Genomic DNA, 26,201 nt, shown 5'->3' with positions numbered 1-26,201 from the left:
TCAGGCTGCGGGGTTTTCTCTTGTTTTAAGTTGTTCTGATTAAAACTTGATTTGCGATTTAGTGGCCGAGCAGCATAGCTTCTTCTGCCAAATCTTTGCTTTCAATAACCTTCGGTTCCTTCAGGATAAAAACACAAAGGAAGCAGACAACTAAAGCAGCAGTTCCGAGTACCTCAAAGAAGCTGCCGTTGGCTGCAACTGTTCGAGGCAGAAAGCTATAAAGGGTGGCGTAAATTACAGAGCCGACACTGCCGTAAGCACCGATATTGCCGGCAATTTGACCAGTTACTTCTCGTTTAATTAAGGAGGCGATGCCAAAAGTTGCGCCTGCTGCGGCAAAGACAAAGAAGGCACATAACATGGTCACGACAATCACAATTGCTAAATACCAGCTTGCCGTAATTTGGCTCATAATTAAATACCCCAATCCCACTCCGCCGGTCATGACTGTCAGCGTCCACTTGCGGCTGCCGATTTTGTCAGAAATTAAGCCTCCGGCTGGACGGCTGACCAAGTTCATCAGGGGATAGGTAGCAGCCATGGGCCCGGCGATCGCATGATTTAGATTGAAGGTGTGTTCAAAAAATTCCGGTAACATGGAAACCACAGCGAGCTCTGAACCAAAGCTGACTGCATAAGCTAATTCTAATACGAATACTTGACTGATTTGATAGCGTTCTTGAGGTGGGTAATGTTTTTGACCTGTGACAACTTCTCGGTTAACTTGCCAGGCTTTGTAAGCCTGAATTAAATACAGTGCTGTCAAACTAATCCAAATAGCGTACATCACATTTGCAGTCAGAAAATTTGCTTTGTGCAAGCGCCACACAATCAAAGCTAAGGCACCAAATAGAGGAATATTGGCCATCGACAGTGCCCAAAAGCTTTTGGCGCTGGTGACTTCCATTGCGCCGTTGCGGGCCGGGCGCTGATAGACTTTGCCGGGAGGAGTGTCTTGAACGTTGCAGTAAAAAATGACTCCGAAAACTGCTGCGGCAATCCCAGTAAGGGCGATCGCCAGTCGCCAATTTGTGTGTCCGACTGAGAGAAAGGCTGTTCCTGCCGCGATTGCGGGTAACGCCGCTTCTGCGGCAAAAGAGCCAAAGTTGCCCCAGCCGCCATAGATACCTTGAGCGAAGCCGATATCTTTTGGGGGAAACCATTCTGCAACTAAGCGAATACCAACTACGAATCCACCGCCAACAATTCCCATTGCCAAACGGCTCAAAACCAATTGATTGAAGTTTTGGGCAAAGGCGAATGCCAGAGTGGGAAATGCTGCATATACCAGGAGTGAAGAGAAGGTGATGCGAGGTCCGAAGCGATCGAGCAACATCCCGATAATAATACGTGCAGGAATTGCGAAAGCTAGGTTGCACAGACTGATGATTCTGGCTTGCCCAACTGTCAGTCCCAAATCGTGCTGCACCGTTGTGCTGAAGGGTGCGTAGTTGAACCAAACTACGAAAGTTAAGAAAAAAGCAAACCAACTCAGGTTCAGAATCCGAAAAGGCCCTCTGAACGATAAAAGCCCTTGAAGCATATATAACTTGTCCTCATAAACAGATTATTAATTTCGAGTTGACTTTCTAACTGTTTGGGGTAACGGTTTATTTACTATCGCGCTTTTATGTTGCGTTCCCATTCAAGTGGATGTCCAGAGGAAAAATTGTATACAAAGTTACTGTTTGTGCTCAAAACCCCAACTGGGGCATGGAATTAATGCAGATATTGCATTTAAACCTAATTTTAGTAATAAATACTTATTGCGTTAAAATTAAAAAAACAGTATATTTGAATACAGAAATTAAATTTATTTTAATGACAGGTAAGTAAAAATGCTTGTACGCTTAACCGAAAGAGAAACTCAGCAAGGCGATCGCCACTCAACCAGTGCCATGAACAACGGATTAAAGGTTAAATCAAGACTTTTTAGTTTTCTGACAGTATGTGTGGCAGTGGCTGGATGCCTGGGAACTGCTTCTGGGGCGATCGCCCAGGAAGCTCAACCGCAAGTAAAAGCACAGGCGATCGAGCAATCCACTCAGCAGCCAGTCAACAGCGCGACAAGTCAACCTACTGCTGTGCCTCAATTCGATGCAGCAGCCCAAGAAGAAATTGCTCAGATGTTGCTGGGATTTATCTATTTTGTTTTGCCAGTGGGTGTGGGCTTAAGTATTTTTCTGCACGACAAATATGCTCAGAAGCGCTCTGCTACTCTCAACCAGCAGATAGAAGTTTTAGAGATTTCCTTGCACCAAACTCCTCAACATTAGACAACGTGGTGAAATACTCTTATTTTAGAACCCCGACTTCTTCAATGAAGTCGGGGTTCTTTGTATTCTCTCCAATGCTTTACCCCTAGATATTAAAAAAACAGAATAAACAGAGCCCCGACTTATTTAAAAAGTCGGGGCTCTAACAGCTATCGCATTTATTGACTAAAAGATTTAGATTTCTTCCAAATCCTCTACATCTTCTACATTATCTAGATCTTCTACATTGTCTAAATCTTCTGCATCCTCATCGTCATTATTGTCAACCGGGGCAACAGAATTAGCAGAAACCACAGCACCAGTCTCAAGTTTCTTTTTAACTAGTTCCTCAATTTCATTTTTGAAATCGATGTTTTTCTCCATGTGCTGGATCACTTTGTCTCGTCCTTGAGCTATGTTCTCTCCGTTGTAGCTATACCAAGAACCTTTCTTAGTAATTACTCCCATTTCGTCGGCCAAGTCAGTCAGACAGCCTAAAGTAGAAATGCCTTTGCCAAATACAATGTCAAATTCGGCAATACGGAAAGGCGGAGCAACTTTATTTTTAGCAACTTTAACTTTCGTGCGGTTGCCGTATTCTTCGGTACCTTTTTTCAAGCTTTGAATGCGGCGAATATCGAGCCGCACGCTGGCGTAGAACTTGAGTGCGTTACCGCCGGTTGTGGTTTCAGGGTTGCCGTAAGTTATGCCGATTTTCTGCCGCAATTGGTTGAGGAAGATGACGGTACAGCCGGATTTGCCGATGTTGCCGGTGATTTTCCGTAAAGCTTGGCTCATTAAGCGCGCTTGCAAACCCATGTGGGAGTCGCCCATGTCGCCTTCGATTTCGGCGCGGGGGACGAGGGCGGCTACGGAGTCAATTACTACGATATCGACGGCGACGGAACGCACGAGTTGATCGACAATTTCGAGGGCCATTTCGCCGGTATCCGGCTGGGAAACTAAGAGATTTTCAATATCGACGCCTAAAGCTGAGGCGTAGGTGGGATCGAGGGCGTGTTCGGCATCGACGAAGGCTGCGATTCCGCCGGATTTTTGGACTTCGGCGATCGCGTGGAGGGCTAGAGTGGTTTTACCGGAACTTTCGGGGCCGTAAATTTCAATGACTCGGCCTTTTGGCAAACCGCCGCCCAAAGCAATGTCCAGTGTCAGGGCTCCGGTGGGAATGGTTTCTACCCTCATGCGAGTGGAGTCTCCCAATCGGACGATCGCCCCTTTGCCAAAGCTGCGCTCGATTTGGGCCAGTACGGAAGTTAGAGCTTTTTGCTTTTCTGAGTTTTCAGTGGAAGTTTTTATAGACGTTTCTTTTTTTGCCATTTGCGGTACGCGGGTAGACCCCTTGCGGAGCTTGTTGATTAACTGTACAACACGTATGTTAGCAGTTATTTTTGGGGTCTGGAGGTTCTGGGAGGATCTGGTTGAAGATTCTTGATTTTGGGGGTGGTTCAGCCTGAGCCAGCTTTCAGAAGGCACTGATGTAGAGGTATTCGGCATCCAGCAGAGGGTAGAATGATCGTCTGTTGGGGTATGTACTGCGTATCGATCGCTCTCGGAGTGCGGTTTAGGATGGTCTACAGTTCCAAATTCCGTCAAGCGTAGCTATCCCGGAGGGAATCGCCACAAATAGGACAAGCATGGGATCTACAACACATCCAGACACATCTGTTAATACCAAAAATTCCCGCTGGCTGATGAGCTTATTGGCGATCGGCATTTTACTAGGTATCGGATTTCGGTTTTTTGAGATCGATCGCAAACTTTACTGGCACGACGAAGCTTACACATCAATCCGCGCCGCTGGTTTCACCCGCCAAGAAATCGACGAAAAACTATTCCAAAACCGAATTGTTCCCGCACCAGAATTGCAAAAATATCAGCGGATTAAATCGGGAAGTACAGAAGCAGACACAATTCGTTCTTTAGCACTAGAAGATCCGCAGCATCCGCCTTTATACTTTCTCATGGCTCGTTGGTGGATGCAGGAATTTGGCAGTTCTATAACAGCATCCCGCAGTTTGCCGGCACTATTGAGTTTGCTGTCGCTGCCTTTGATGTACGCTTTAGCTCAGGAACTTTTCGCCTCGAATTTGACGGCTTTATTAGCAACAGCACTTTTGGCTTTATCACCCTTTGATATATTGTTTGCTCAGACAGCAAGGCAGTACAGTTTGCTAACAGCGACAGTTATTGGCAGCAGTTGGCTGCTGCTAAGAGCAGTGCGGTTGCGGGATTGGCAAAATTGGGCGTGTTATTCCCTGGCGCTCGCCCTTGGTTTCTACACTCACCCTTTCTTCAGTTTAACACTCATTGGACACGGAGTTTTTATAATTTCTTACTGGTTGTTTGTCAAAAAAACAAAATTGCGAGGTCACGTAACTAATTCCCAATTTTTCTTAGCCGTAACCGCAGCTTTAATATTGTATTTTCCGTGGATTTACGTGCTGGCAACCAACCTGGGACAAGCATCAGCTACGACAGATTGGACGCGAGTATCTCCGGGTTGGCTGTATCTTGTCAAATTGTGGACGCTCAGCTTTACCTCATTATTTTTTGACTTAGACTTTGGCTTTAATAATATCTGGACTTATCTGCTGAGAGTGCCATTTTTGCTGTTAATTGTTGCAGCAATTTACAAAATCTGCAGCCGGACTAGCAGTTCAACTTGGCTGTTTATTTTAACATCAATTTTTGTACCTTTTTTGCTCCTAGCGTTACCGGATATAATCTTAGGCGGAAAACGTTCCGCCGTCAGCCGCTATCTGATTTCCTGCTTTCCGGGAGTGCAGCTAGCAGTTGCTTACTTACTCGCCAGTAACGTGAAAACTCAGCAGCGGTTTTGGCAAGTCATTTTAGCCTTGGTATTTACAGCAAGTGTAGCCTCCTGTACAGTTAGCACTTTTTCTGATACTTGGTGGAGCAAAGACTTGAGCTATTTTAATGCTGAAGTTGCGAAAATTATTAACAAAGAAGCGATAGCTAATCGGTCGATTAAAGATACAATTGTAATTAGCGATCGCGGCAACGATTTTACGAACATGGGAGATTTGCTTTCTCTGAGTTATTTGCTCGACAAAGACGTGCGGTTGATGCTGCTGAGCCAGTCGCCAGAAATCGAGATGCTGAACAAATATTCGGCTCCCCTGGTGTTCCGCCCTTCGGAAAAATTGCGATCGGCACTCAAGCAAAATCAACGCCGCTTAGAGCCTATATTGGAATATGCTAGACTTTTTCGAGTGCGACGAGCTTCTTAGAGCAATTATGAAAAGTAGTGAGACAGATAGATTGTACGTAAGCATCTGTAGGGAGATGGCAAGGCCTTGTCCGGCGGGGGGATTAGGGACACGGCAATACCGTGTCCCTACTGTTCGCTTTGACTTTTAATAATTGGTATAAGATTGAGGATTGTAGTCAGAACAAACTGTTTGAGTTGTCTCAGGTATCTGGGCTGACATACCCGACATAATCAGCAATAATTATTTGAATAATTAGGATTAAACGCAATGCAAAAGTTAAATAATTCATCTTCCGAATCCGCACAGCAATTTCGCAATCTTCAGACAGAATTACGCGAACGTTGGGGAGCAATAGAAGAATTCGACAGCGGAGATTGTGACATTATTATCATTCCTTCTGTCAGCTTAGATCAGCAAGAAATGCGGAAAATTGAGGGTGCTTACCACTACGAAGAGCGACATTTATTTTCATTGATTCGCCTGCGAAATCCCCGCACGCGCTTAATTTACATTACCTCGGAACCCTTGCACCCGATGATTGTGGATTATTACCTGCAATTGCTGCCGGGAATTCCATTTTCTCACGCGCGCGATCGGCTTTTGCTGTTCAGTGCTTACGATGCTTCTGCCAAATCCCTCACCCAGAAAATTTTAGAGCGCCCTCGCTTGATGGAGCGCATTCGTCAAGCAGTACGGCCGACAAAATCTTATATGGTTTGTTATAACTCGACACCCTTAGAACGCGAGTTATCTGTTAAATTGGGGATTCCTTTGTGGGCCAGCGATCCCGATCTGTTATACTGGGGAACAAAAAGCGGCAGCAGGCAAATTTTCCAAGAATGTGGCGTGCCTTATCCTGACGGTTCCGAGTTGGTTTGGAATGCGGAAGATTTAGCAGAAGCGGCCGCTCAATTGTGGGGACGGCAGCCGGATTTGCAGCGGATGGTAATTAAGTTAAATGAAGGTTTTTCGGGGGAAGGAAATGCAATTCTAGATCTGCGTTCCCTGGCAAGTAAAGCGCCTCAAGAAAGAGCGAAGGCAATAGGGGATTGCTTCCATAATTTGCGCTTTCAATCCACAGGCGAAACCTGGGAAAATTTTAGCAGCCGCATTCCCGAATTAGGGGCAATTGCCGAAGCATTTATTGAAGGAGAAGAAAAGTTCTCGCCCAGTGTTCAAGGCAGAATTATTCCCAGCGGCGAAGTAGAAATCCTCTCCACTCACGACCAGATTTTAGGAGGCCCAGACGGTCAAATTTTCTTGGGTTGCCGATTTCCTGCGGACGAATCTTACCGGCTGGCCTTGCAAGAATTGGGATGGAAAGTCGGGCAAAACTTAGCTAAAAAAGGGGCTTTAGAGAGATTTGGAGTAGATTTTCTCGCTGTAAAGCAATCCGATGGGAAATGGGATGTTCAAGCAATAGAAATTAACTTACGAAAAGGAGGCACAACTCATCCGTTTATGGCTTTGAAGCTGTTAACAAACGGTCGGTACGAGCGTACTACCGGATTATTTTACAGCCAGCAGGGCCGTCCGAAATATTATGTCGCTTCGGACAATTTGAAAAAAGAGCGCTATCGGGGATTATTACCGAACGATTTGATGGATATTATTGCTGATAATCAACTGCACTTTGACACCGGTACTGAGACGGGGAGTGTGTTTCATTTAATGGGTTGTTTGTCGGAGTTTGGCAAATTGGGGTTGACGAGTATCGGCAATTCGCCGCAAGAAGCAGAGGATATGTACAACAAAGTGGTGAAAGTGCTCGATCGCGAAACGTCTTACTAAATATGCTGGAATGATATCAATTCCGGTTGTATCGGAATGATTAAACCGCTCTTGACGCAGAGCAAGAGATGAATGATTCCGATCTCAGAGGAATTGATATCACCCATCAACCCACAAACCCCGGCGGTTGAAAACCGCGTCAACACAAACAAAACCCGCCTCCGCGGGTTGAAGAATCGTAGCGGGGCGTAAGCCATCGCACATTGCTCTCAAATTCCATATTTCTTAGTCCGCGGAGGCGGACATGGTTTGTGTAGATGCGGTTTCCAACCGCCGAGGATTTGAATGGTAACTAATTTTTAGTGGGATAAAGGGGCGTAGGGTCGATCGAACCTGTGCGGTTGAGTGGCCAAAAACGCACAATTGCCCTACCGATGATATTTTGCTTGGGTACAAAGCCCCAGTAATGACTGTCACAGCTTGCGTTGCGGTTGTCGCCGAGCACCAAATAAGAATTTGGAGCTACAACTACAGGCCCGTAGGGATACTGCGGAATTTCTTCAATATATTTTTCCTGTAGCGGCTGCTTGTTAATAAAAACTTTTCCCTCTTTCACTTCCACAGTGTCCCCTGGAAGTCCGATCACTCGCTTGATATAGGCATCTTTGATCGGGGGCGGCTGTCCCGTGCACAAACTAGCTGGGTCAGGAGGCATAAATACGATAATATCTCCTCGGTGGGGATCTTGGAATCGATAGCTCACCTTATCTATAATTAATCGATCGTTAATTTGTAAGGTTGGGAGCATCGAGCCGGTGGGAATGTACCGTGCTTCGGCAACCAGGGTGCGGATACCAAAGGCTAAAAATGCTGCTAAGCCGATCGTCTTAATTCCTTCGATCCAAGGATTTTCGGTGTCTTGCGGAGGTTTTTCGTCGGCTGACTTGTCTAGACGAGTCATAGGGTATTGTAGTGACTGAGCTGGATACGAATTATAAACTTAATAATGCTTCCATGCTAGCACGCTGTTTACTCAATTAATGATATCTTATGACTCCCAAATCAAGTTTGTTAATCCGTCGCGCTCGCATTCTTTTGCCCAATGGTGAGTTTTTGGTAGGAGATGTGCAAATCTGCGATCGCCAAATTGTCAAGGTTGCTGCGGAAATTGTCGAATCTGGCGATCGAGAAATAGATGCCAAAGGCTTAACTCTGTTACCCGGAGTCATTGATCCCCAGGTACACTTCCGGGAACCGGGTTTAGAACACAAGGAAGACTTATTTACCGCTAGCTGTGCTTGCGCTAAAGGTGGCGTGACATCGTTTCTGGAAATGCCGAATACGCGACCTCTCACCACAACCCAAGCTGCCTTAGATGATAAACTAAGTCGCGCTGCCGAGAAGTGTTTGGTTAATTACGGATTTTTTATTGGTGCAACGCCCGAGAATTTGCCGGATTTGTTGAATGCTAATCCGACTCCGGGAATTAAGGTATTTATGGGTTCGATGCACGGGCAGCTTTTGGTGGATGGAGAAGCAACTTTAGAGGCGATTTTTGCTGCAGGCGATCGACTAATTGCGGTACACGCAGAAGACCAAGCTAGAATCAATCAGAGGCGTCAGGAATTTGCCGGGATTTCCGATGTTGCCGTGCACTCCCAAATTCAAGACAATCAAGCAGCTTTATTGGCAACTCAGCTCGCATTAAAACTTTCTAATAAATATCAGCGCCGTCTGCACATTCTGCACCTTTCAACTGGGGATGAAGCTGAGTTATTGCGCCAGGAAAAACCGAGTTGGGTAACAGCAGAAGTGACGCCACAGCATTTGTTATTAAATAGCAGTGCTTATGAAACCATTGGCACTTTAGCTCAAATGAATCCGCCTTTGCGATCGGCACGAGATAACGAAATACTTTGGCAAGCTTTACTCGACGGCGTAATTGATTTTATCGCCACCGACCACGCGCCGCACACATTAGCAGAAAAAGCTCAAGAATATCCGAATACGCCGTCTGGAATGCCCGGAGTCGAAACTTCTTTGCCTTTGATGCTGACGCAAGCAGTAGAGGGAAAATGTACCGTGGCACAAGTTGCTAATTGGATGTCGGCAGCCGTTGCTAAGGCTTATAAAATTCCCAACAAAGGGGCAATTGCTCCGGGTTTTGACGCCGATTTAGTCTTAGTTGATTTGGAGAAGTACCGCCCGGTGGTCGGAGCAGAGATGGCGAGCAAGTGCGGCTGGAGTTCCTTTGAAGGTTGGAGCTTGACTGGATGGCCAGTTGTGACTGTTGTGGGAGGAAAAGTTGTTTTTGAGAATGGGAAATTGGATACAAATGTGAGGGGAGAAGCCTTGACATTTGACGCTGATTAAGCATGAATTTAACTCAAGTGTTATAATTGGGTATTCCTGCATCGCAAAGGCGATTTTACCCATGCTTCTCCAAGAACTAGAAACACAACTCCTGGCTTTAACTTCGACTGAGAAAGCTGAAGCCATCCGGCTTTTAACCCAAAGTTTAAACAATAGTTGGCCAGGAATTACAAAAACTCCCGACGTATGTGGCGGTGATGCTTGCATTGCCAAAACTCGCATCCCAGTTTGGCTGCTTGAAAGTTTTCGCCGTGAAGGTTCAAGCGATGGTGAACTTCTACAATTTTATCCCCATCTCAGCGCGGCAGATCTAGTCAATGTTTGGACTTATGCTGATGCACATCTGGAGGAAATCGAAGAAGCAATCTGCAAGAATGAGGAAGCCTGAGTCATGCTGAATTTGTATGCAGACGAACAATTTCCTTTACCCGTTGTGCAATTGCTGCGCGCTTTTGGTCACAATATCCTGACTGTTCAGGAAGCAGGAAAAGCAGGACTTGGGATTCCAGATCCAGAGGTGCTAGCATTTGCTATAAGCAAAGATAGAGCGGTCTTGACATTAAATCGGTTTGATTTTATCGGACTGCACAACCGACAGCCAGACCACTCTGGTATTATTGTTTGTACCAAAAATCGGAATGTAGAAATGTTGGCAATACGCATCAATGATGCTATTGCTGGTGAAGAAAGTTTGAGAGGCAAATTGATTCGTGTCAACCGTCCGCAGTAAGTACGCGCGAGCGAAGCTATCTTCCCGCAGAGGTTCCCGAAGGGTAGGGAATCGCCCTTTCTCACTTTTCCCATTGCCCATCCAATAACTCGCTATTACCAATTACTTCAGCTTGCCGCCCGTTATCGAGATAACTCAAAGAAATTTGCAAATAATTTTCTGGTTGGTACTGCAATCTTTCCGCCCATTCGATCGCCACAATTCCCAAATCCCTTTCTAACCCGTCCCAATAACTCTCTAAGTGCAAAGCCTCGGCTTCTTCGGGTTCCAGTCGATACAAATCTAGATGATACAGCGGAACTCGCCCTGCCAAATACTCGTTAATCAGTGTGAAAGTAGGACTTTCGATCGACTCTGAGATTCCTAAACCTTCAGCGATACCTTGAACTAAGGTAGTTTTGCCAGCACCCAAATCTCCTTGTAATAAGATTATAGTGCCGGCGGGGAGCGATCGACCTAACGCAACACCAAAATTGCGCGTAGCCTCAGAATCTGGAAGTGAAAGTATCATATTAGTCATTAGTCATTAGTCAACAGTCAACAGTCAGCAGCTTAAATGTTCTGGGCGCGACCGTACCAACGCAGCAACATCCCCGCCAACCTTTGAGAATTGTGGCGAATTAAACCCGTATTTTTATCTTCATCCATCACATTTGCGATGACAATTCGCCGCCCCAATTGCGTCACGCCTTCTCGATCGAGCACAACCGGATAAGAATCCTCCTGAGAATAGCGGATCAAAGCCTTTGCAGAAGGGACTTTTCCCTGAACTACTACAGCATCGAACAGTGGCCGGCCGCAAGCGCGATCGATCGCCCGAATGTGATCTGCAACACTGTATCCGTCAGTTTCCCCCGGCTGAGTCATAATATTGCACACATAAATGCGCGGAACTTCGCTGTTGGCGATCGCATCAGCAATTTCCGGCACCAACAAATTCGGAATGACACTCGTATAAAGACTCCCCGGCCCAATAATAATAAAATCCGCTTCCCGAAGACCTTCCACAGCCCTAGGTAATGCCGGAGGATTAGCAGGATTACAGCCTATTTTGAGGATTTTCCCGTTAGCTTTTGTAATGCTGGACTCCCCCTCAATTCTCCTGCCATCAGCGAGTTCTGCCCACAAAGAAACATCGCTCAGAGTAGCCGGCAGCACCTCTCCCCTCACTGCTAAAACTTTAGAACTCGCGGCGATCGCCTGTTCCAAATCTCCAGCAATATCGCTCATCGCCGTCAAAAACAAATTCCCAAAACTGTGACCCACCAAACCGTCACCAGCCCGGAAACGATATTGGAATAACTCAGTTAATAACTTTTCCTCATCTGCCAAAGCAGCCAAACAATTGCGAATGTCTCCCGGCGGCAATACCCCAATTTCCCGCCGCAGCCGCCCGGAAGACCCGCCATCATCCGCCACCGTGACAATAGCAGTGATTTTGGCGCTGTAATCCTTCAATCCTCTGAGCAAATTAGAAAGGCCCGTACCGCCCCCAAGTGCCACAATTTTCGGGCCACGGTGTAAGCGACGGTGGTTGAGGAGTCTATCGACCAATTCCTCATTGCCTTCGGGCATCAGCACTTGGGTAATAGAGTTCAAACTGCGAGTTTGTCCCCACAGAATTAATAAAATCCCGCCAGCAATGATGATTGGCCCCGACACGTAATTGGGAACAACTTCCGCAATCCATGCCAAAAAATTTCTCAACAATTGCAATAAGAAGAAAATGGGAGTCATCCCAGTCCAAATCGCTAAACCCAAAGTGGCAAGTACCACGCCGCTGGCACTGATCAGCAGCCACCTTTTCACTAACAGCCCGGGGGCTAACCACTTAAACCACTGGTGAACTCGCCCGTTCCGCAAAGAAGGGGGGTAAGGATTTCTGGATTGGGCAAAAACCTGCTTGGCTTTAGCCAAGACGCGGAGTGCTTTAGGAAGTGAACTAATTGACATGGTTAATTAGTCTTAAGGGTATTGGAACAGCTCAAGCTGACAAATTTACAATACAAGAGAGTTTTGATTCTGGCAGTCAATTTAAGTAATTGATGATTAGTCATGAGTCATGAGTCATTAGGTAGACTGATGACTGAGGACTGACAACTTATTGATAACATCCTATGGCTGAGCCACTAATCGAACTCAAGGGGGTAAGTAAGTCCTTCGGCCAGAACCCGATCCTCGATCAAGTCGATCTGAGGATTTATCGGGGAGAGGCCCTGGCAATTATTGGCCCTTCCGGGACGGGGAAATCTACGATTTTGCGGATAATTGCGGGTTTGTTGGCCCCGGATGCCGGTGAGGTTTTTGTTCAGGGACAGCGCAGGGTCGGATGGGTGGACGACGTGGCAGATCCGATCGGAATTGGGATGGTGTTTCAGCAAGCGGCTTTGTTTGATTCGCTGACGGTGGAGGAGAATGTCGGTTTTTTACTTTACCAGCATTCTAAGCTGCCGCGCCGCCGCATTCGGGAATTGGTGGAGGAAAAGTTGGAGATGGTGGGTTTGCCGCGAATTGGCGAACGCTATCCGGCGCAGTTGTCTGGGGGAATGCGGAAGCGGGTAAGTTTTGCCCGTGCTATCATGGCGAATCCTGATAATGACAGGGATAATCCAGAGGTTTTGCTGTACGACGAACCGACGGCGGGTTTAGATCCGATCGCTTCTACGGTAATTGAAGATTTAATCCGCGACTTGCAGAAAGCTCAAGGGGTTTGCAGCACTTATGCGATCGTCACTCACCAAGACAGTACCATCCGCCGCACTGCCGATCGCATCGTGTTTCTCTATCGAGGCAAGGTGCAGTGGGAGGGAACTGTCAGTGACATTGCATCGACAGATAATTTGCTGATCAGACAATTTTTTAGCGGCAGTGTTACTGGGCCAATTCAAGCGCTTGGATAGTCAGCCAATTTTAGATTTTAGATTTTAGATTTTAGATTGAAATGACCGATGACCCATGACTAACGACTAATAACCAATGACCAATGACTGAGGAGAAAATATGCGATCGCGAACTGTAAGAGAAGGTTCTGTCGGGTTCTTAATTTTAGTAGGAATCGGTTTATTTGGCGGCTTAGTGCTCTGGCTGCGGGGCGTGCAGCTAGGGAACCGCAGCTACAAATTCGCCGTAGAATTTGGCAGCGCCCAAGGAATGCAAATAGGCACGCCCATCAAATATCGTGGGGTTGCAGTCGGTAAAATTACCGCCCTCAAACCGGGTTCCAACGGCGTAGACGTGACGCTGGAGATTGCCCCCGGTACTTTAGTGATTCCCAGGGATGTTACGATCGAAGCGAATAAATCCGGTTTAATTGGCGAATCGTCGATCGATATTACCCCCAACTCGATTTTGCCAGAATCGTTACTTACCGCCAATCCCGTTAGTGCCGACTGTCCGCCAGAAATTATCTGCCAAAATTCGCGCTTAAAAGGTCAAGCGGGAGTCACTATCGACGAACTTATTCGATCCACAGTCCGCCTAGCTAATTTCTACACCGACCCCGCCCTGTTCAACAATATTAAATCTCTGGCAGAAAATACAGCCAACACAGCTAAAGGTGCAGCTAAACTCACTCAGGATTTGTCTAATTTAACTCAAACTGCCCAAGGCGAAATAAAAACTTTGAATCAATCTGTAAGGGGAGACATTGGCAACTTAAATCAATCGGTAAAAACCGAAATAGCAGGTTTGAATCAATCATTAAAAAAAGAAGCGAGCAGTTTGAATCAATCATTAAAAGGAGAAGCGAGCAGTTTGAATCAATCATTAAAGGTAGAAGCAAGCAGTTTAAATCAATCGCTCAAAGGGGAGATATCAGGAGTTGCCGCTGATGTTTCTCACGTAGCAGCTACGGCGGATACTTCCACAAAAGCCGTATCTTCTGCTGTAATAACTTCTGCTAATTCAGTAACTCAAGCAGCCAATCAAGTTACATTAACAGCCAACCAACTCAATTCTTTAGTAGCCACCAACCGCGCCAGTTTAGTCTCAACTCTGAATAACATCAATCAAAGCAGTCAGGAACTGCGGGTAGCTGTCAGCAGTTTGAGTCCGACAATTAATCGCATCAACCAAGGACAATTGCTGAACAATTTAGAAGTTTTATCAGCGAATGCTGCCCAAGCTTCTGGTAGTTTGCGAGATTTATCCAGCCAGGTCAACAATCCGGCCACTTTGCTATTATTGCAGCAAACTCTAGATTCTGCACGAGCTACATTTCAGAACGTGCAGAAAATTACTTCCGACGTGGATGATTTGACAGGAGATCCGGCTTTCCGCAACAACATTCGCAGGTTGTTCAACGGATTGGGAGGTTTATTGGGTTCAACAGAACAACTGCGACAGCAAGTTAAAGTCACACAAACATTAGCTCCCCTTTCTGAAAAAGTAAATGCCAGTAAACCTGCGGTAAATCAATCAGTAGAACCAGGATTTCCCAGCTTGCATAAACAGCAAAAGTTGCCTGTTATACCTTCTAAAAATGCCAGGTCAGCAGAATCAGTAGAGCCATAAAATACCATTAAAACAGGGTATCATTCAATAAACGCAATTGCACAACAAGATTCGCGAGCTACTCTAGTTAGTAACCAGCGCAATATGCACCAAGATTACAGCTAGTTAATAAGGTGCGGTTTTCGCACCAGGCATTAAAGTTATTGTCCCAATCCTATTAACAAAAAACTCTTTTTCTCAAAACAAGGAAAACCAATGACGCAAACATTATCGAAACTGGACAAAACCAAAACCCAGTATACTGTAACTTGGGAAAAATTGCCAGATGACTTTAAATTACCCGATGATCCCGTGGAAAACATCGACCAACCACTTTTAGCCGCGGCCCTGCGAGAAGCCTTGGATCTCGCAGGATTTATCCTAGCTTCAATGCTAATAGCTTCCAATTTTGGACTCTGTGCCAAAGTCAACGATAAAACAGTAGTAAAAGCCCCAGATTGGGTGTACGTTCCCTCGGTATTGCCAGCAGAACCAGGAGAAGTTCGCCGCAGTTATACGCGGAATGCTGAGGGAGAAGTACCCGCAGTAGTGATGGAATTTTTATCGGATACAGACAGCAGTGAATATTCAAATAAACCGACCTATCCTTACGGAAAATGGCGGTTTTACGAGCGAATTTTGCAAGTACCGACTTATGTAATTTTCGAGCCTAAATCAGGAGTATTAGAAGTGTACAGACTCTCGAATCCTGGAGAGTACGAACTACAAGAACCGGATGATAATCAGCGATTTTGGCTAGAATTAATGGGTTTATTTCTGGGGGTTTGGGAAGGTGAAAAATCTCAGAGAACGGGTTATTGGTTGCGCTGGTGGGATGAGAATGGCAATTTGCTGCTGTGGGGTGCCGAACGGGTGGAACAGGAACGCCAGCGTGCCGAAGAGGAACGCCAGAGGGCAGATCGACTAATGGCATACTTGAGAAGTCCGGGCATCGATCCTGATGGCATTTGAACCTGTGGGAGGTCGATCGATTTTAGATTTTAGATTGAATAATTCGGAATCAAGGAGCCAGAGCGATCAATTTTAGAGTTTAGAGTTTAGATTTTCGATTGGGAATTAAGGAGCGCCATGACTGCAACAACATTAGAAGAGAAATTAGATCGGCCGTTGCTATTTCCAGGGTTAACTTGGGAACAATTCAAAACCTTAGAACCGATGCTCGATATTCCAGGGGTTCGGCTGTCCTTTTTAGATGGGGTACTGCTGATTCAGAAAATGCCTGGAAGAAAAGACGAAACAGCCAAGGGACGTATCGGTGCGTTGGTAGAAATTTACATGATGGTGGCAGGAATCGATTTCACCCCTACGGAGTCTCTGACTTTAGAAAATGAATCGGTAAGAGTGAAGTGTGAAGCAGACAAGTCTTACGAATTGGGTACTGACAGAGAATGTCCAGATTTAGCGATCGAAGTAGTCGTCACTAGCGGCGGAATTGATAAGCTAGAGGCTTACAAACCGCTGCAAATCCCTGAAGTCTGGTTTTGGGAAAACAGCCAACTGTCTCTGTATGCTCTCAGACAGCAAGCATACGAAGAGATTGCAAGTTCCCAATTGCTCCCAGATCTCGATATTGGTTTACTCGTCAGGTGTGTTAATATGCCGAGTCATGTTGAGGCAATTAAGGAATTCACAAGGGCGAGCGAGCGATTTTAGATTTGGGACTTTAGATGGGCGATTTTTGGGGATTTTCGAGTTAAGATTGGATATCAATTCGCAATCATTGTGCAACTCTAGGCAAGCTTCGATCGCAGAATAATTGGCAACAGCAAAAAGATTTATAATAGAGCTACAACTCATAGGAAGCACGACCATGACAGCAGTCGTTCCCACCCTCAAATCATCTGAAATTGTCTACCCCAGTGCGGATGGAAAACCCGTGGCAGAAACCTACGACCACCTCTATGCAATTTTAAGCACTTTAGAAGTCCTAAAACAATACCTCGCGGGACAGCGGGCTACTGTTTTGGCCAACCAGTTTTTATATTATGCTGAAGGTTTCCCAAAATTGCGTACTGCACCAGATGTGATGGTAATTTATGATGTCGAACCCGGAGGCAGAGATAATTATAAAATATGGTTAGAAGGGGAAGTTCCAAAAATAGTTTTTGAGATTACGTCATCGAGCACGCAGTCGGAAGATAAAGTTAGGAAAAAAGACCTGTACGAAAGTTTAGAAGTTCAAGAATATTGGTTGTTTGACCCCAAAGGACAATGGATACCGGAAAAATTGCGGGGATATCGACTGTGGGAAGATAGCTATCAATTAATTACTGACAGTCGCAGTGAAGTGTTGCAACTGCGTTTAGAAGTAGAGGGCAAACTCATCGTTTTTTATCGGGAAGATAATGGAGAAAAATTACTGCTTCCTGATGAATTAGCCTCAGCATTAGAAGCGGAACGCCAGCGCGCAGAAGCGGAACGCCAGCGCGCAGAAGCGGAACGCCAGCGCGCAGAAGCGGAACGCCAGCGCGCGGAAGCAGAAAGTCAGCGTGCTGCTGAACTCGAATCTTTGCTAGCACGTTACCGAGATCAGTTTGGCCAATTGCCTGATGGTAACAGCTAAAAAATCAGCGGGCGATCGTGCTTCACCCATTTCGCTCGCCCGCGTGTTATCGTTACCTAAATGTCCTTGACAAATTTCTGGTGTTGTGTGGTGGGCTAGAATAGCTCTCAAATTTTAAATGGCGAAGGGCGATCCTTTTGCGATCGAACTTGGGCAATCTAAAGATAGGTGCTTTGCGAGTGCCTGGAAAACAGCGAGGCCAAAAGTTAGCAATGGAAAGTACACAGAAAAAATTTAGTGTTCGTCCGGTTCATCGGAGCGATCGCATTAAGCAGATTTTTGCGTTAGTATCGATGGTGTCGTTTGGTGGTTCTGCGATTTTTGGTATTGTGACTCTGTTCAGCAGCGGTTTGAGCAGCCAGCACCAACAAAAACCGGCTGCTGCTGTTTCCCAGGAATCTCTGCTGGCGGCGCAGGAACGGGGATATCAGACGGTTTTGCAGCGGGAACCGCAGAATCAGACGGCTCTGGAGGGGTTGGCAAATGTGCGGTTGCAGATGAATAATAAGCTGGGGGCGATCGAGCCTTTGCAGAAGTTGGTGAAGCTAAATCCCGATCGAGTGGATTATAAGGCGCTGTTGGGGCAGGCTAAGGGGAAATAGTAGACGATCGGTCAATTTTGTTAGTAAGAGAGATTGAAAATGATTAAATTGTTGTATGTAACTTCCTAATTAAAATACCAGACTTAGTTTCACAAAACGAAGGATTGAATATGGGCATAGTACGCATGGGACCACCAATAGAAATCATCTCCCAACTAAAAGCAGCTTGCGGGATTAATAATTTTATTGAAACAGGAACCTATCAAGGTCATACAGCATACTGGGCAAGCCAAGTATTTGAACAAGTTTTTACAATAGAGTATTCTCAAGACCTTTATCAAAAAGTTACCGAAAACTACGGTCATATCAAAAACATAGACTTTTTGTACGGTGATACCAGAAACATTCTTGAAAATACACTCTCACAACTTCAAAGCCCAAGTTTATTCTGGCTAGACGCTCATTGGAGCGGAGGGCAAACCTATGGAGAAATCGATGAGTGTCCCTTACTCGCTGAAATCGAAATAATCAACAGCTCCGATTGCGAACACTTTATTTTTATTGATGATGCCCGATTGTTTTTATCTCCTCCACCGCGGCCACATTCACCTCAACATTGGCCGGATATTAGCGCAGTCCTAAATTTTTTGAATTCAGGAAAAAACAGCAGGCATATTGTAATTATTGATGATGTTATTATTGCTGTTCCGGCGCTGGCAAAAGAACTAATTGTTCAGCATTGCCAAAATTTGAACACAAGTTTAGGCAATACACCCAGCGGGAAACAGGAACAAAATCATCAAAGCACTGCGGTGTCTGCTAATAATATTAATCAGGGAGAGTCTATCAATAACTATGAATTAAAGATTATAGAAAATTTTATTGCTTCCGGTAATGTCGTTTTCGATATTGGCGCAAACATAGGTAGCTGGACAAATCAAGTATTAAACATATGCCCCGACGTTCAAATCCATTTGTTTGAGCCAGCACCGCCAATATATCAAACACTTCTACAGAACATGGCTGAACCGATTAAAAGCGGTCAACTCGTGTTAAACAACTTGGCAATAGCACACCAACAGGAAATCAGGGAATTTTATTATTACGAGAAATTTTCAGGGTGGAGTACATTTCACCGCCGATTTGAAAGCGAAAAACAGTATAATATTCATTCACCTAAGCCATTTCAGGTTTTAACAGCTACTCTTGATGATTATGTCCAAACAAGGGCTATAAAGCGAATTAATTTCTTAAAAATTGATACAGAAGGCGGCGAATTAGAAGTTATTCACGGAGCAAGTAACCTCTTGCAAAAAGGCAAAGTAGATTATATTCAGTTTGAGTATGGCGGAACATTTGTTGATGCCAACATCACATTAAAACAAGTATTCGAGCATTTACAAAGATTTCGTTATACAATCTTTAAAATACTGCCCAATGCTTTACAACCCTTACCCGAGTTTTTACCAGAATATGAGAATTACGAGTATAGCAACTTTTTAGCAGTGAACGAGAGGTTCACAGATTTGATTTTTAGTCAAGCACCAAATCTGCTCGATTTGCAGCAGCTTTGCGGAAAACATTCGGTTGCACCGCGCGGCATTATTCACATTGGGGCACACGAAGGCAAGGAAATTGCAAGATACCGAGAAATGGGGGTGCAAAGGGTACTGTTTGTTGAAGCCAACCCTGTTGTGTTTGAACGTTTGAAAACGAATATAGCGGGTTCTCCTCACGTGCGAGCGGTGAATTGTGCAGTTAGCAACATCAACGGCACAAGCACATTGTATGTAACTTCTATGGATCAAAGCAGTTCTATCTTACCATTGAAGGAGCATCAAAAGTTTTATCCAGAAATCAAGGAAGTTGAGCGTGTAGTTGTGGAGTCGAGAACTCTGGATACACTTCTAGAAGAACTTCAAATTGATGCTGCGGAATTTAATATATTAAATATTGATATTCAAGGTGCAGAGTTGTTGGCCTTGCAGGGAGCAACGAATGTTCTCAGATACATAGAAGCAATAAACACGGAAGTTAATTATGAAGAACTCTATGAAGGCTGCGCTTTAATTGACGAAATGGATGATTTTCTGGAGATGTGCGGTTTCGATCGCGTAGCAACGACAACACCGTTCCATCCATCTTGGGGCGATGCGTTTTATGTGAAAAAGCCCGCAGTCACAATGTCCACCCTGGGTAGAAACGGACGGTTGGCCAATCAAATATTTCAGTATGCCTTCTTGAAAATTTATGCCAAAGAACATAAGTTGAAAGTAGAGACGCCAGCTTGGATTGGTCAATATCTCTTTGGTTGCAATGATTCGCCCATTTCTCAAGAGTTACCGGTAGTTATCGAACCCACAAATAAATTGTCAGCAGCTAGCATCCCTAATGCGAAAGAAATATTTAAAAATGTGAACTTTTGGGGTTATTTTCAATATCACACAAAGTATTACAAACCCTACCAAGAGTATTTCCGCTCCCTGTTCAAACCTGTACGGGAAATAGAAACGAAAATGAAGGAAGCGCTCGCTCGTCTGCGATCACGCGGCAAAACCATCGTCGGTTTGCACTTGCGGCGGGGAGACTACGGCTACGAAGATTTTTTTATAGCACCGAGCGGATGGTACAAGGAATGGCTACAAGGTTTGTGGGAAACCCTCGACGAACCAATACTATTTATTGCCAGCGATGAACCGGAAAAAGTTTTAAGGGATTTTGAGGAGTATAATCCCGTCACGACGAAAGATTTAGGTTTGGAGTTACCGGAAGCAGAATTTTATCCAGATTTTTATTTGTTGAGCCAGTGCGATATCACAGCAATTTCCAATAGCTCATTTTCCTTTGCAGCTTGTATGCTCAACGAAAAAGGCAAATTTTTCTTTCGTCCGCACTTGTCGTCCCAAAAACTCATTCCTTTCGATCCGTGGAATAGCGAACCAATTTTTCGGAAATCTATGCCAATTAACTTTTTGACAATCGTCCTCAACGGCCAGCCTTTTATCCGCTACCACATAGAAGTATTTAAACAACTGCCCTTCAAATGGCACTGGCATATTGTTGAGGGTGTAGCTGAGCAAAAACACGATAGTGCCTGGATGCTTAAATTCGGCGGGCAGATTACCGATGAGCTTCATGCTAACGGTCGCAGCAAGGACGGGACAACAGAATACTTAGATGAACTCGCCCAGCTCTATCCAGATAATGTAACAATTTATCGGAAACCAACGGGAGTTTTCTGGGATGGAAAACTAGAAATGGTCAATGCACCCTTGGAAAGGATTAATCAGGAGTGCTTGCTGTGGCAAGTAGATGTAGATGAACTGTGGACGGTTGAGCAGATTTGTACTGTCCGGCAGATGTTTACAGATTATCCAGAAAAAACAGCAGCTTACTACTGGTGCTGGTTTTTTGTCGGAGAAAACCTGGCTGTCAGCACGCGCAACTGTTATTCTCAGCATCCGCAGCAGGAATGGTTGCGGACCTGGAGGTATAAACCGGGAGCGAGGTGGAAAAGACATTCGCCCCCCAGCTTAGTTGAGCCTTTTGCAGACGGTGAAGTTAGGGATATTGCTACTCTCAATCCTTTCCTTCACGAAGAAACAGAAAAACAGGGCTTGGTATTTCAACACTTTGCTTATGCGACACCTGAGCAACTCCGCTTTAAGGAACGGTATTACGGTTACAAAAATGCAGTGGCAGAATGGATGTCCCTGCAAACTGCAACGAGTTTTCCCGTGCGCCTAGGCAATTATTTTTCCTGGGTGTCAGACGGGACGCTGGTTAATACCGCAGAGGCACTGGGAATATCACCGATCGCGCGACGACAAAAGGATAGTAATGAGTGGCATTTCCAGCAGCCACAAAAGGTGCAGAGGCAAACTATGCTTGCCCACCAACAGCCTCCCAGGATTATTGTGGACGGCGTGTTTTTCCAGCTTTACAATACGGGAATTGCTCGCGTGTGGCGATCGCTCTTAGAAGAGTGGGTGACGCAGGATTTTGCCAAACATATTATTGTCCTCGATCGCGCGGGAACTGCACCCAAAATTCCAGGCATTTTCTATTGCCCCGTTCCTGCTTACGACTATGAGAAGACGGATGGCGATCGCGAAATGCTCCAGCAAGTCTGCGACGAACTAGAAGCTGACTTATTTATCTCAACTTACTACACAACGCCACTATCAACACCTTCCGTCTTTATCGCCTATGACATGACTCCTGAAGTCTTTGAGACAAATCTTGATGAACCCATGTGGCGCGAGAAACATTACGGCATCCGCCACGCATCTGCATACATTACTATTTCCCACAATACAGCATCAGATTTATTAAAGTTTTTTCCTGATATTGCCCCAGAGTTAGTAACAGTCGCTCATTGTGGAGTTCCCAAAAATTTATCGCCAGCTAGTCCAGAGGAGATCGAGAGTTTTAAGATTAAATATAATCTCTCAAAGCCATACTTTATGATGGTAGGTGCCGCAGGCGGTCATAAAAATGCACCATTATTCTTGGAAGCTTTCGCGCAACTCCCCAATCAACCAGAATTTGATATTGTCTGCACAGCTCACAGCGCTTTAACAAAAGATGAGTTTGAACCTTACACTTCAGGGAGTACAGTGCATAAGCTGCCCCTGAGCGATGAAGAGTTAAAAGCAGCTTTTTCGGGTGCTGTTGCGCTGGTCTATCCCTCCCAGTATGAAGGCTTTGGCTTGCCGATTTTAGAGGCAATGGCTTGCGGATGTCCAGTTATTACTTGTCCCAATGCTTCTATACCTGAAGTGGCAGGAGAAGCTGCACTATATGTTCAGGATGATGATGTTGAAGCAATGACGATCGCACTTGTTAATATTCAACAGCCGGAAGTACGCCAACCTTTGATAGCTGCTGGGTTCGAGCAAGCGAAAAAATTCTCATGGTCAAAAATGGCAAAAACGGTTAGTGATGCTTTATTACTTGCCCTTCCCCTCTATTCTCAAAAAAGTTCTCTGATAAGCTCTGGGAAAGTAGATGCTAACTCAATGGATTCTTCTCGCGAATTTAAAGATAAATATATCGACTACATTTATCATAATTGTCCTAGTTTGGATGCAAATTCTTTAGCTCGTGTAGCGATAATCCTTGAAAGCACTTGCTGGGAAGAACCTACCTCTTGCTTAGACTTAAACAACGTTGCAGTATTAGCTTTGATCCTAGCAGAACAGTCTGAAGACTTATTAGATCGCCAACTGTACCTGAATATGGCTTTAGAAGCCTTAAACCAAGGAATAGAGAAAGATAACTGTCCTCTCTGTATGGCTCATCTAGCTCTCGTCTTGACTATGACTGGAGAAATGTCGCAAGCTATAGAACTTGCTTTTCCTGCTTTTATCAACACAATCCCTAATGTTTACAGCAATATAGAGAAACCTCCCTCTGCACTGGTTTACCTACCTTCACCGCGCAACAGCTTGTCTAATACTCTAGCTGAGCAATTGACACATTTACTTCAAGCAAGAGATGCTTATACTCAGGCATTTTTCCTTTTAAGTGAAGTGCTATGTCGAACTCATATTGTATTTTATGGAGCAGGTGGACTCCGACTACTGAATCTAGCAGAAAACGTTTTAGCAGATTCGAGTTTTATCAAGTTTAAACTAGGAGTATCGTGCATGGGTAACAATTTAAGGGAAGGACTTTTATACCTGCACCAAGCCAAGCAGCTAGCGCCACATTCGTCACAAATTTTTCAAGCTCTCTACCTCGCTTATCAAGATATACAGGATGGAAATTCAGCTAACTACTGGCTAAATGAGGCTCGTGCATTTCACGATAAAAATCCTGCTGATCCTGAGTGGAAATGGGCAAAATTAGCAGCAAATTCTTCTGTCACTTACCTACCTGTTGAAAAAAAATTATTATTAGCCGTTGAGCCAAGTTTTCGGAGTATTGTAACAGGTGTCCTACTGGCAGAGGGAGATTGGTTTGAACATGAAATGGAATTTTGGCGAAACTCTGTTAAAGTGGGCATGACGGTGATAGATGTTGGCGCAAATGTCGGGGTTTATACCTTTACTGCTGCGCGACGGGTGGGGGCTACAGGTCGTGTACTAGCAGTTGAACCTTTTTCAGGTTGCTTGCGCTGCTTAGAAGAAACTTGTAAAATCAATGAGTTCGATTGGGTAACAATATGTGCTGGAGCTGCTAGCGATCGCATTAGTACAGCACGATTGCAGCTTTACGCAGCTACCGAATTGAACGAAATTGTTACTGGCGATGCGGCACAATCACTGCAAATTGGTTCCTTTGAAGAAGTCCCGTGTTTTACTTTGGACAGTTTAGTTGAGCAGGAAAACGTCAACCGAGTTGATTACCTTAAAATAGATGCAGAAGGACACGAAATGTCAGTTCTAATAGGTAGCGAAAAAATGTTATCGGAATTTTGTCCTATCATCCTCTATGAAAATATCGCTATGAGCAAAGGCAGTAATTTACCTGTTGCTGATTATCTTAAAAGCAAAGGGTATAAACTCTTTCGCTATCAACCTTACGTGCAGGAACTAATTCCTATCAACTCATCTGACGAGTTGGATGGAAACCTAAATGTAATCGCTGTTCCTGATAGCAAAATACACCTTCTTTCTCAATCCTAAAAGTACATTTGTACTAAAATCAAGTAAGGCAACTTTAAAGCTATGTCAGTATTTCTCCCCTGTTTAAAGAAAAGTGGTCATTTAGATAAAATTCACATGACACTTTGTAACGTTGGCTCTCGCAAAATTAGCAGTCAAGATGACTACAGTCAGAAAGGCTGGGAAATATTTGCACCAAATCTGACTATCTATGGATTTGATGCTGATGCTGATGCTTGTGAGGCTAGCAATACTGCTCTGGAAGCTCAACACATAAATTGGACAGAAAAGCATATTCCTCTAGCGCTAGCAAATTCTGTAGGCGAATCTACACTTTATGTAACTAAGCATCCCATGTGTAGTTCTCTGTACCCACCCAATGAACCTTATCTTAAGCGGTTTTCAGGCTTGTCAGAATTAGTCAACTTAGATTTTTATATGGGAATAGAAACAACTACATTAGATGAGTTTTGCCAAAGTGAAGGCATTGAGGAAATCGACTTTTTGCAAATTGACGTTCAGGGCGCAGAATTACAAGTATTACAAGGTGCTTCTCAAATCTTAGGACACTCTATTCTTGCGGTGCAGGCTGAAGTCGAGTTTTCACACCTCTATAAAAATCAGCCTTTATTTGCGGACGTTGATATTTATCTCAGGGAACAAGGATTTACTTTGTTCGATTTAGATAGAGCTTATCGCTTGCGGAGTATATCTCCAATTCGTTCAACAGTTCGTGATGGACAGTTATTATATGGAGATGCTTTTTACTTGCGGGATCTGATAGAAGACGGCTTGGAAAACAATCTAAAAACACCCGATAAAATTCTCAAATTAGCTTGCATTGCTGATATTCTCAATTTCCCTGACTATACTCTCGAATTATTAGAGTATTTAACTTTACACTATGGCAACAACCCTGACTATAATTTTGCCAACAATATCGTTGAGAGTTTGGCTCAATTTCCAGAGCTTGTCAACAAAGGAATAACTTCTCTGCCTGCTGTTTCCCGAATTTTGGATTACGTTGATGGTTTATGATATCGAGTCTCTCATCCCCAGTCAAGCTGATGTTACCATTAAAGACCAGCAGGAACCACAAATCGATTCTATTACGGTATTCCACTGCGATGGATATCTGCGACACAACCAGAGAAAATTAGAACATTTAGCAAGCTTAGGATTAGATATTGTAGGGAAAACTGTATTAGAACTTGGAGCAGGAATTGGCGATCATACAAGCTTTTTTCGGGATAGAAGCTGTGAAGTAATTGTCACTGAAGGTAGACCGTAAAAGATAGAAATAATTAGATTGCGCTATCCCGATATTGAGACAATACAACTAGATTTAGACACACCAGATTTAAAAATAAATCAGCAATTTGACATTGTTTACTGCTACGGGTTGCTGTATCACCTGCAAAAACCTACTCAAGCTATCGAGTTTATGGCTCGCCGTTGCCAAAAGATGCTGCTGCTGGAGACCTGCGTCTCGTTTGGGGAAGAAGAAGCTATCAATTTTTGCCAAGAACCAGCAGATTTTCCATCGCAAGCTATATCATACGGAATCCGGTTGTCATAGGTCTGTTATAATTGCTGAAAAAATCGAGCAAAAATAGCCATGCCAAAAAAA

Annotated in this window: 21 protein-coding genes; 16 read left to right on the top strand and 5 right to left on the bottom strand. The window is 44.6% G+C overall.

Translation table 11 applies throughout. The features are described from left to right. Positions 1-58 precede the first annotated feature (58 nt). Positions 59-1,543 (bottom strand): NarK family nitrate/nitrite MFS transporter, encoded by a 1,485-nt coding sequence (locus QUA40_RS07735; protein ID WP_333123587.1) that lies wholly within the window; start codon positions 1,541-1,543, stop codon positions 59-61. 295 nt (positions 1,544-1,838) lie between these two features. Between QUA40_RS07735 and QUA40_RS07730 the strand changes: the two genes are divergently transcribed. After that, positions 1,839-2,276 (top strand): hypothetical protein, encoded by a 438-nt coding sequence (locus QUA40_RS07730; RefSeq protein WP_333123584.1) that lies wholly within the window; start codon positions 1,839-1,841, stop codon positions 2,274-2,276. Positions 2,277-2,450: 174 nt separating this feature from the next. On the opposite strand, the gene recA is transcribed toward QUA40_RS07730, so the two are convergent. Then, the gene (gene recA / locus QUA40_RS07725; RefSeq protein WP_333123582.1) at positions 2,451-3,593 is read right to left on the bottom strand and encodes a recombinase RecA; all 1,143 of its coding nucleotides are present in this window, start codon (positions 3,591-3,593) and stop codon (positions 2,451-2,453) included. A 317-nt stretch (positions 3,594-3,910) separates the two neighbouring features. Here recA and QUA40_RS07720 point away from each other — a divergent pair, with 317 nt between their 5' ends. Next, positions 3,911-5,527 carry a glycosyltransferase family 39 protein gene (locus QUA40_RS07720; protein ID WP_333123581.1) on the top strand — a complete coding sequence of 539 codons (1,617 nt, stop codon included), beginning with the start codon at positions 3,911-3,913 and terminating at the stop codon, positions 5,525-5,527. A 249-nt stretch (positions 5,528-5,776) separates the two neighbouring features. After that, positions 5,777-7,300: a peptide ligase PGM1-related protein gene (locus tag QUA40_RS07715; protein WP_333123578.1), complete on the top strand. Its 1,524-nt coding sequence runs from the start codon at positions 5,777-5,779 to the stop codon at positions 7,298-7,300. A 292-nt stretch (positions 7,301-7,592) separates the two neighbouring features. On the opposite strand, the gene lepB is transcribed toward QUA40_RS07715, so the two are convergent. After that, positions 7,593-8,201 carry a signal peptidase I gene (lepB, locus tag QUA40_RS07710; protein ID WP_333123575.1) on the bottom strand — a complete coding sequence of 203 codons (609 nt, stop codon included), beginning with the start codon at positions 8,199-8,201 and terminating at the stop codon, positions 7,593-7,595. A gap of 89 nt (positions 8,202-8,290) precedes the next feature. Here lepB and QUA40_RS07705 point away from each other — a divergent pair, with 89 nt between their 5' ends. The 3 genes from QUA40_RS07705 to QUA40_RS07695 all read left to right on the top strand — a co-directional run bounded on the left by QUA40_RS07705 (position 8,291) and on the right by QUA40_RS07695 (position 10,343). After that, positions 8,291-9,613 (top strand): dihydroorotase, encoded by a 1,323-nt coding sequence (locus QUA40_RS07705; protein WP_333123572.1) that lies wholly within the window; start codon positions 8,291-8,293, stop codon positions 9,611-9,613. Positions 9,614-9,674: 61 nt separating this feature from the next. Further along, complete coding sequence (locus QUA40_RS07700) at positions 9,675-10,001, top strand: DUF433 domain-containing protein (protein WP_333123569.1); 327 nt, start codon at positions 9,675-9,677, stop codon at positions 9,999-10,001. Positions 10,002-10,004: 3 nt separating this feature from the next. After that, on the top strand, positions 10,005-10,343 hold the full coding sequence (locus QUA40_RS07695) for a DUF5615 family PIN-like protein (RefSeq protein ID WP_006633191.1): 339 nt from the start codon (positions 10,005-10,007) through the stop codon (positions 10,341-10,343). Between the two features lie 61 nt (positions 10,344-10,404). Here the strand turns inward: QUA40_RS07695 and tsaE are convergent, their stop codons facing one another. Both tsaE and QUA40_RS07685 read right to left on the bottom strand, forming a co-directional pair. After that, entirely contained in the window at positions 10,405-10,854 is a 450-nt protein-coding gene (gene tsaE / locus QUA40_RS07690; RefSeq protein WP_333123671.1) for a tRNA (adenosine(37)-N6)-threonylcarbamoyltransferase complex ATPase subunit type 1 TsaE, read from the bottom strand. A 41-nt stretch (positions 10,855-10,895) separates the two neighbouring features. Then, positions 10,896-12,296, bottom strand: a complete 1,401-nt coding sequence (locus QUA40_RS07685; protein WP_333123566.1) for a gluconeogenesis factor YvcK family protein — start codon at positions 12,294-12,296, stop codon at positions 10,896-10,898. A gap of 164 nt (positions 12,297-12,460) precedes the next feature. Between QUA40_RS07685 and QUA40_RS07680 the strand changes: the two genes are divergently transcribed. From QUA40_RS07680 to QUA40_RS07635, 10 genes are all read left to right on the top strand, one after another. Then, complete coding sequence (locus QUA40_RS07680; protein ID WP_333123563.1) at positions 12,461-13,243, top strand: ATP-binding cassette domain-containing protein; 783 nt, start codon at positions 12,461-12,463, stop codon at positions 13,241-13,243. Positions 13,244-13,343: 100 nt separating this feature from the next. After that, positions 13,344-14,855, top strand: coding sequence for an MlaD family protein (locus QUA40_RS07675; protein WP_333123559.1), 1,512 nt, complete (start codon positions 13,344-13,346; stop codon positions 14,853-14,855). A gap of 195 nt (positions 14,856-15,050) precedes the next feature. After that, positions 15,051-15,806 (top strand): Uma2 family endonuclease, encoded by a 756-nt coding sequence (locus tag QUA40_RS07670; RefSeq protein WP_333123557.1) that lies wholly within the window; start codon positions 15,051-15,053, stop codon positions 15,804-15,806. A gap of 117 nt (positions 15,807-15,923) precedes the next feature. Then, complete coding sequence (locus tag QUA40_RS07665; RefSeq protein WP_333123555.1) at positions 15,924-16,508, top strand: Uma2 family endonuclease; 585 nt, start codon at positions 15,924-15,926, stop codon at positions 16,506-16,508. A 157-nt stretch (positions 16,509-16,665) separates the two neighbouring features. Further along, positions 16,666-17,418, top strand: coding sequence for a Uma2 family endonuclease (locus tag QUA40_RS07660; RefSeq protein WP_333123552.1), 753 nt, complete (start codon positions 16,666-16,668; stop codon positions 17,416-17,418). A gap of 212 nt (positions 17,419-17,630) precedes the next feature. Next, positions 17,631-18,020: a tetratricopeptide repeat protein gene (locus QUA40_RS07655; RefSeq protein ID WP_333123549.1), complete on the top strand. Its 390-nt coding sequence runs from the start codon at positions 17,631-17,633 to the stop codon at positions 18,018-18,020. A gap of 125 nt (positions 18,021-18,145) precedes the next feature. After that, a complete protein-coding gene (locus QUA40_RS07650; RefSeq protein WP_333123546.1) occupies positions 18,146-24,592 on the top strand; it encodes an FkbM family methyltransferase in 6,447 nt (2,148 codons plus the stop codon). A 42-nt stretch (positions 24,593-24,634) separates the two neighbouring features. Then, positions 24,635-25,609: an FkbM family methyltransferase gene (locus QUA40_RS07645; protein WP_333123543.1), complete on the top strand. Its 975-nt coding sequence runs from the start codon at positions 24,635-24,637 to the stop codon at positions 25,607-25,609. Next, on the top strand, positions 25,599-25,862 hold the full coding sequence (locus tag QUA40_RS07640) for a hypothetical protein (RefSeq protein ID WP_333123540.1): 264 nt from the start codon (positions 25,599-25,601) through the stop codon (positions 25,860-25,862). The genes QUA40_RS07645 and QUA40_RS07640 overlap by 11 nt, the downstream gene beginning before the upstream one ends. Positions 25,863-25,880: 18 nt before the next feature. Further along, positions 25,881-26,150, top strand: a complete 270-nt coding sequence (locus QUA40_RS07635; protein WP_333123537.1) for a hypothetical protein — start codon at positions 25,881-25,883, stop codon at positions 26,148-26,150. Positions 26,151-26,201: the final 51 nt, after the last annotated feature.

Source organism: Microcoleus sp. Pol11C3 (genome assembly GCF_036701485.1).
Taxonomy (GTDB): domain Bacteria; phylum Cyanobacteriota; class Cyanobacteriia; order Cyanobacteriales; family Microcoleaceae; genus Microcoleus.
Note: the sequence above shows the minus strand (reverse complement) of the source record. Positions and strands in the feature narration are given on the sequence as shown.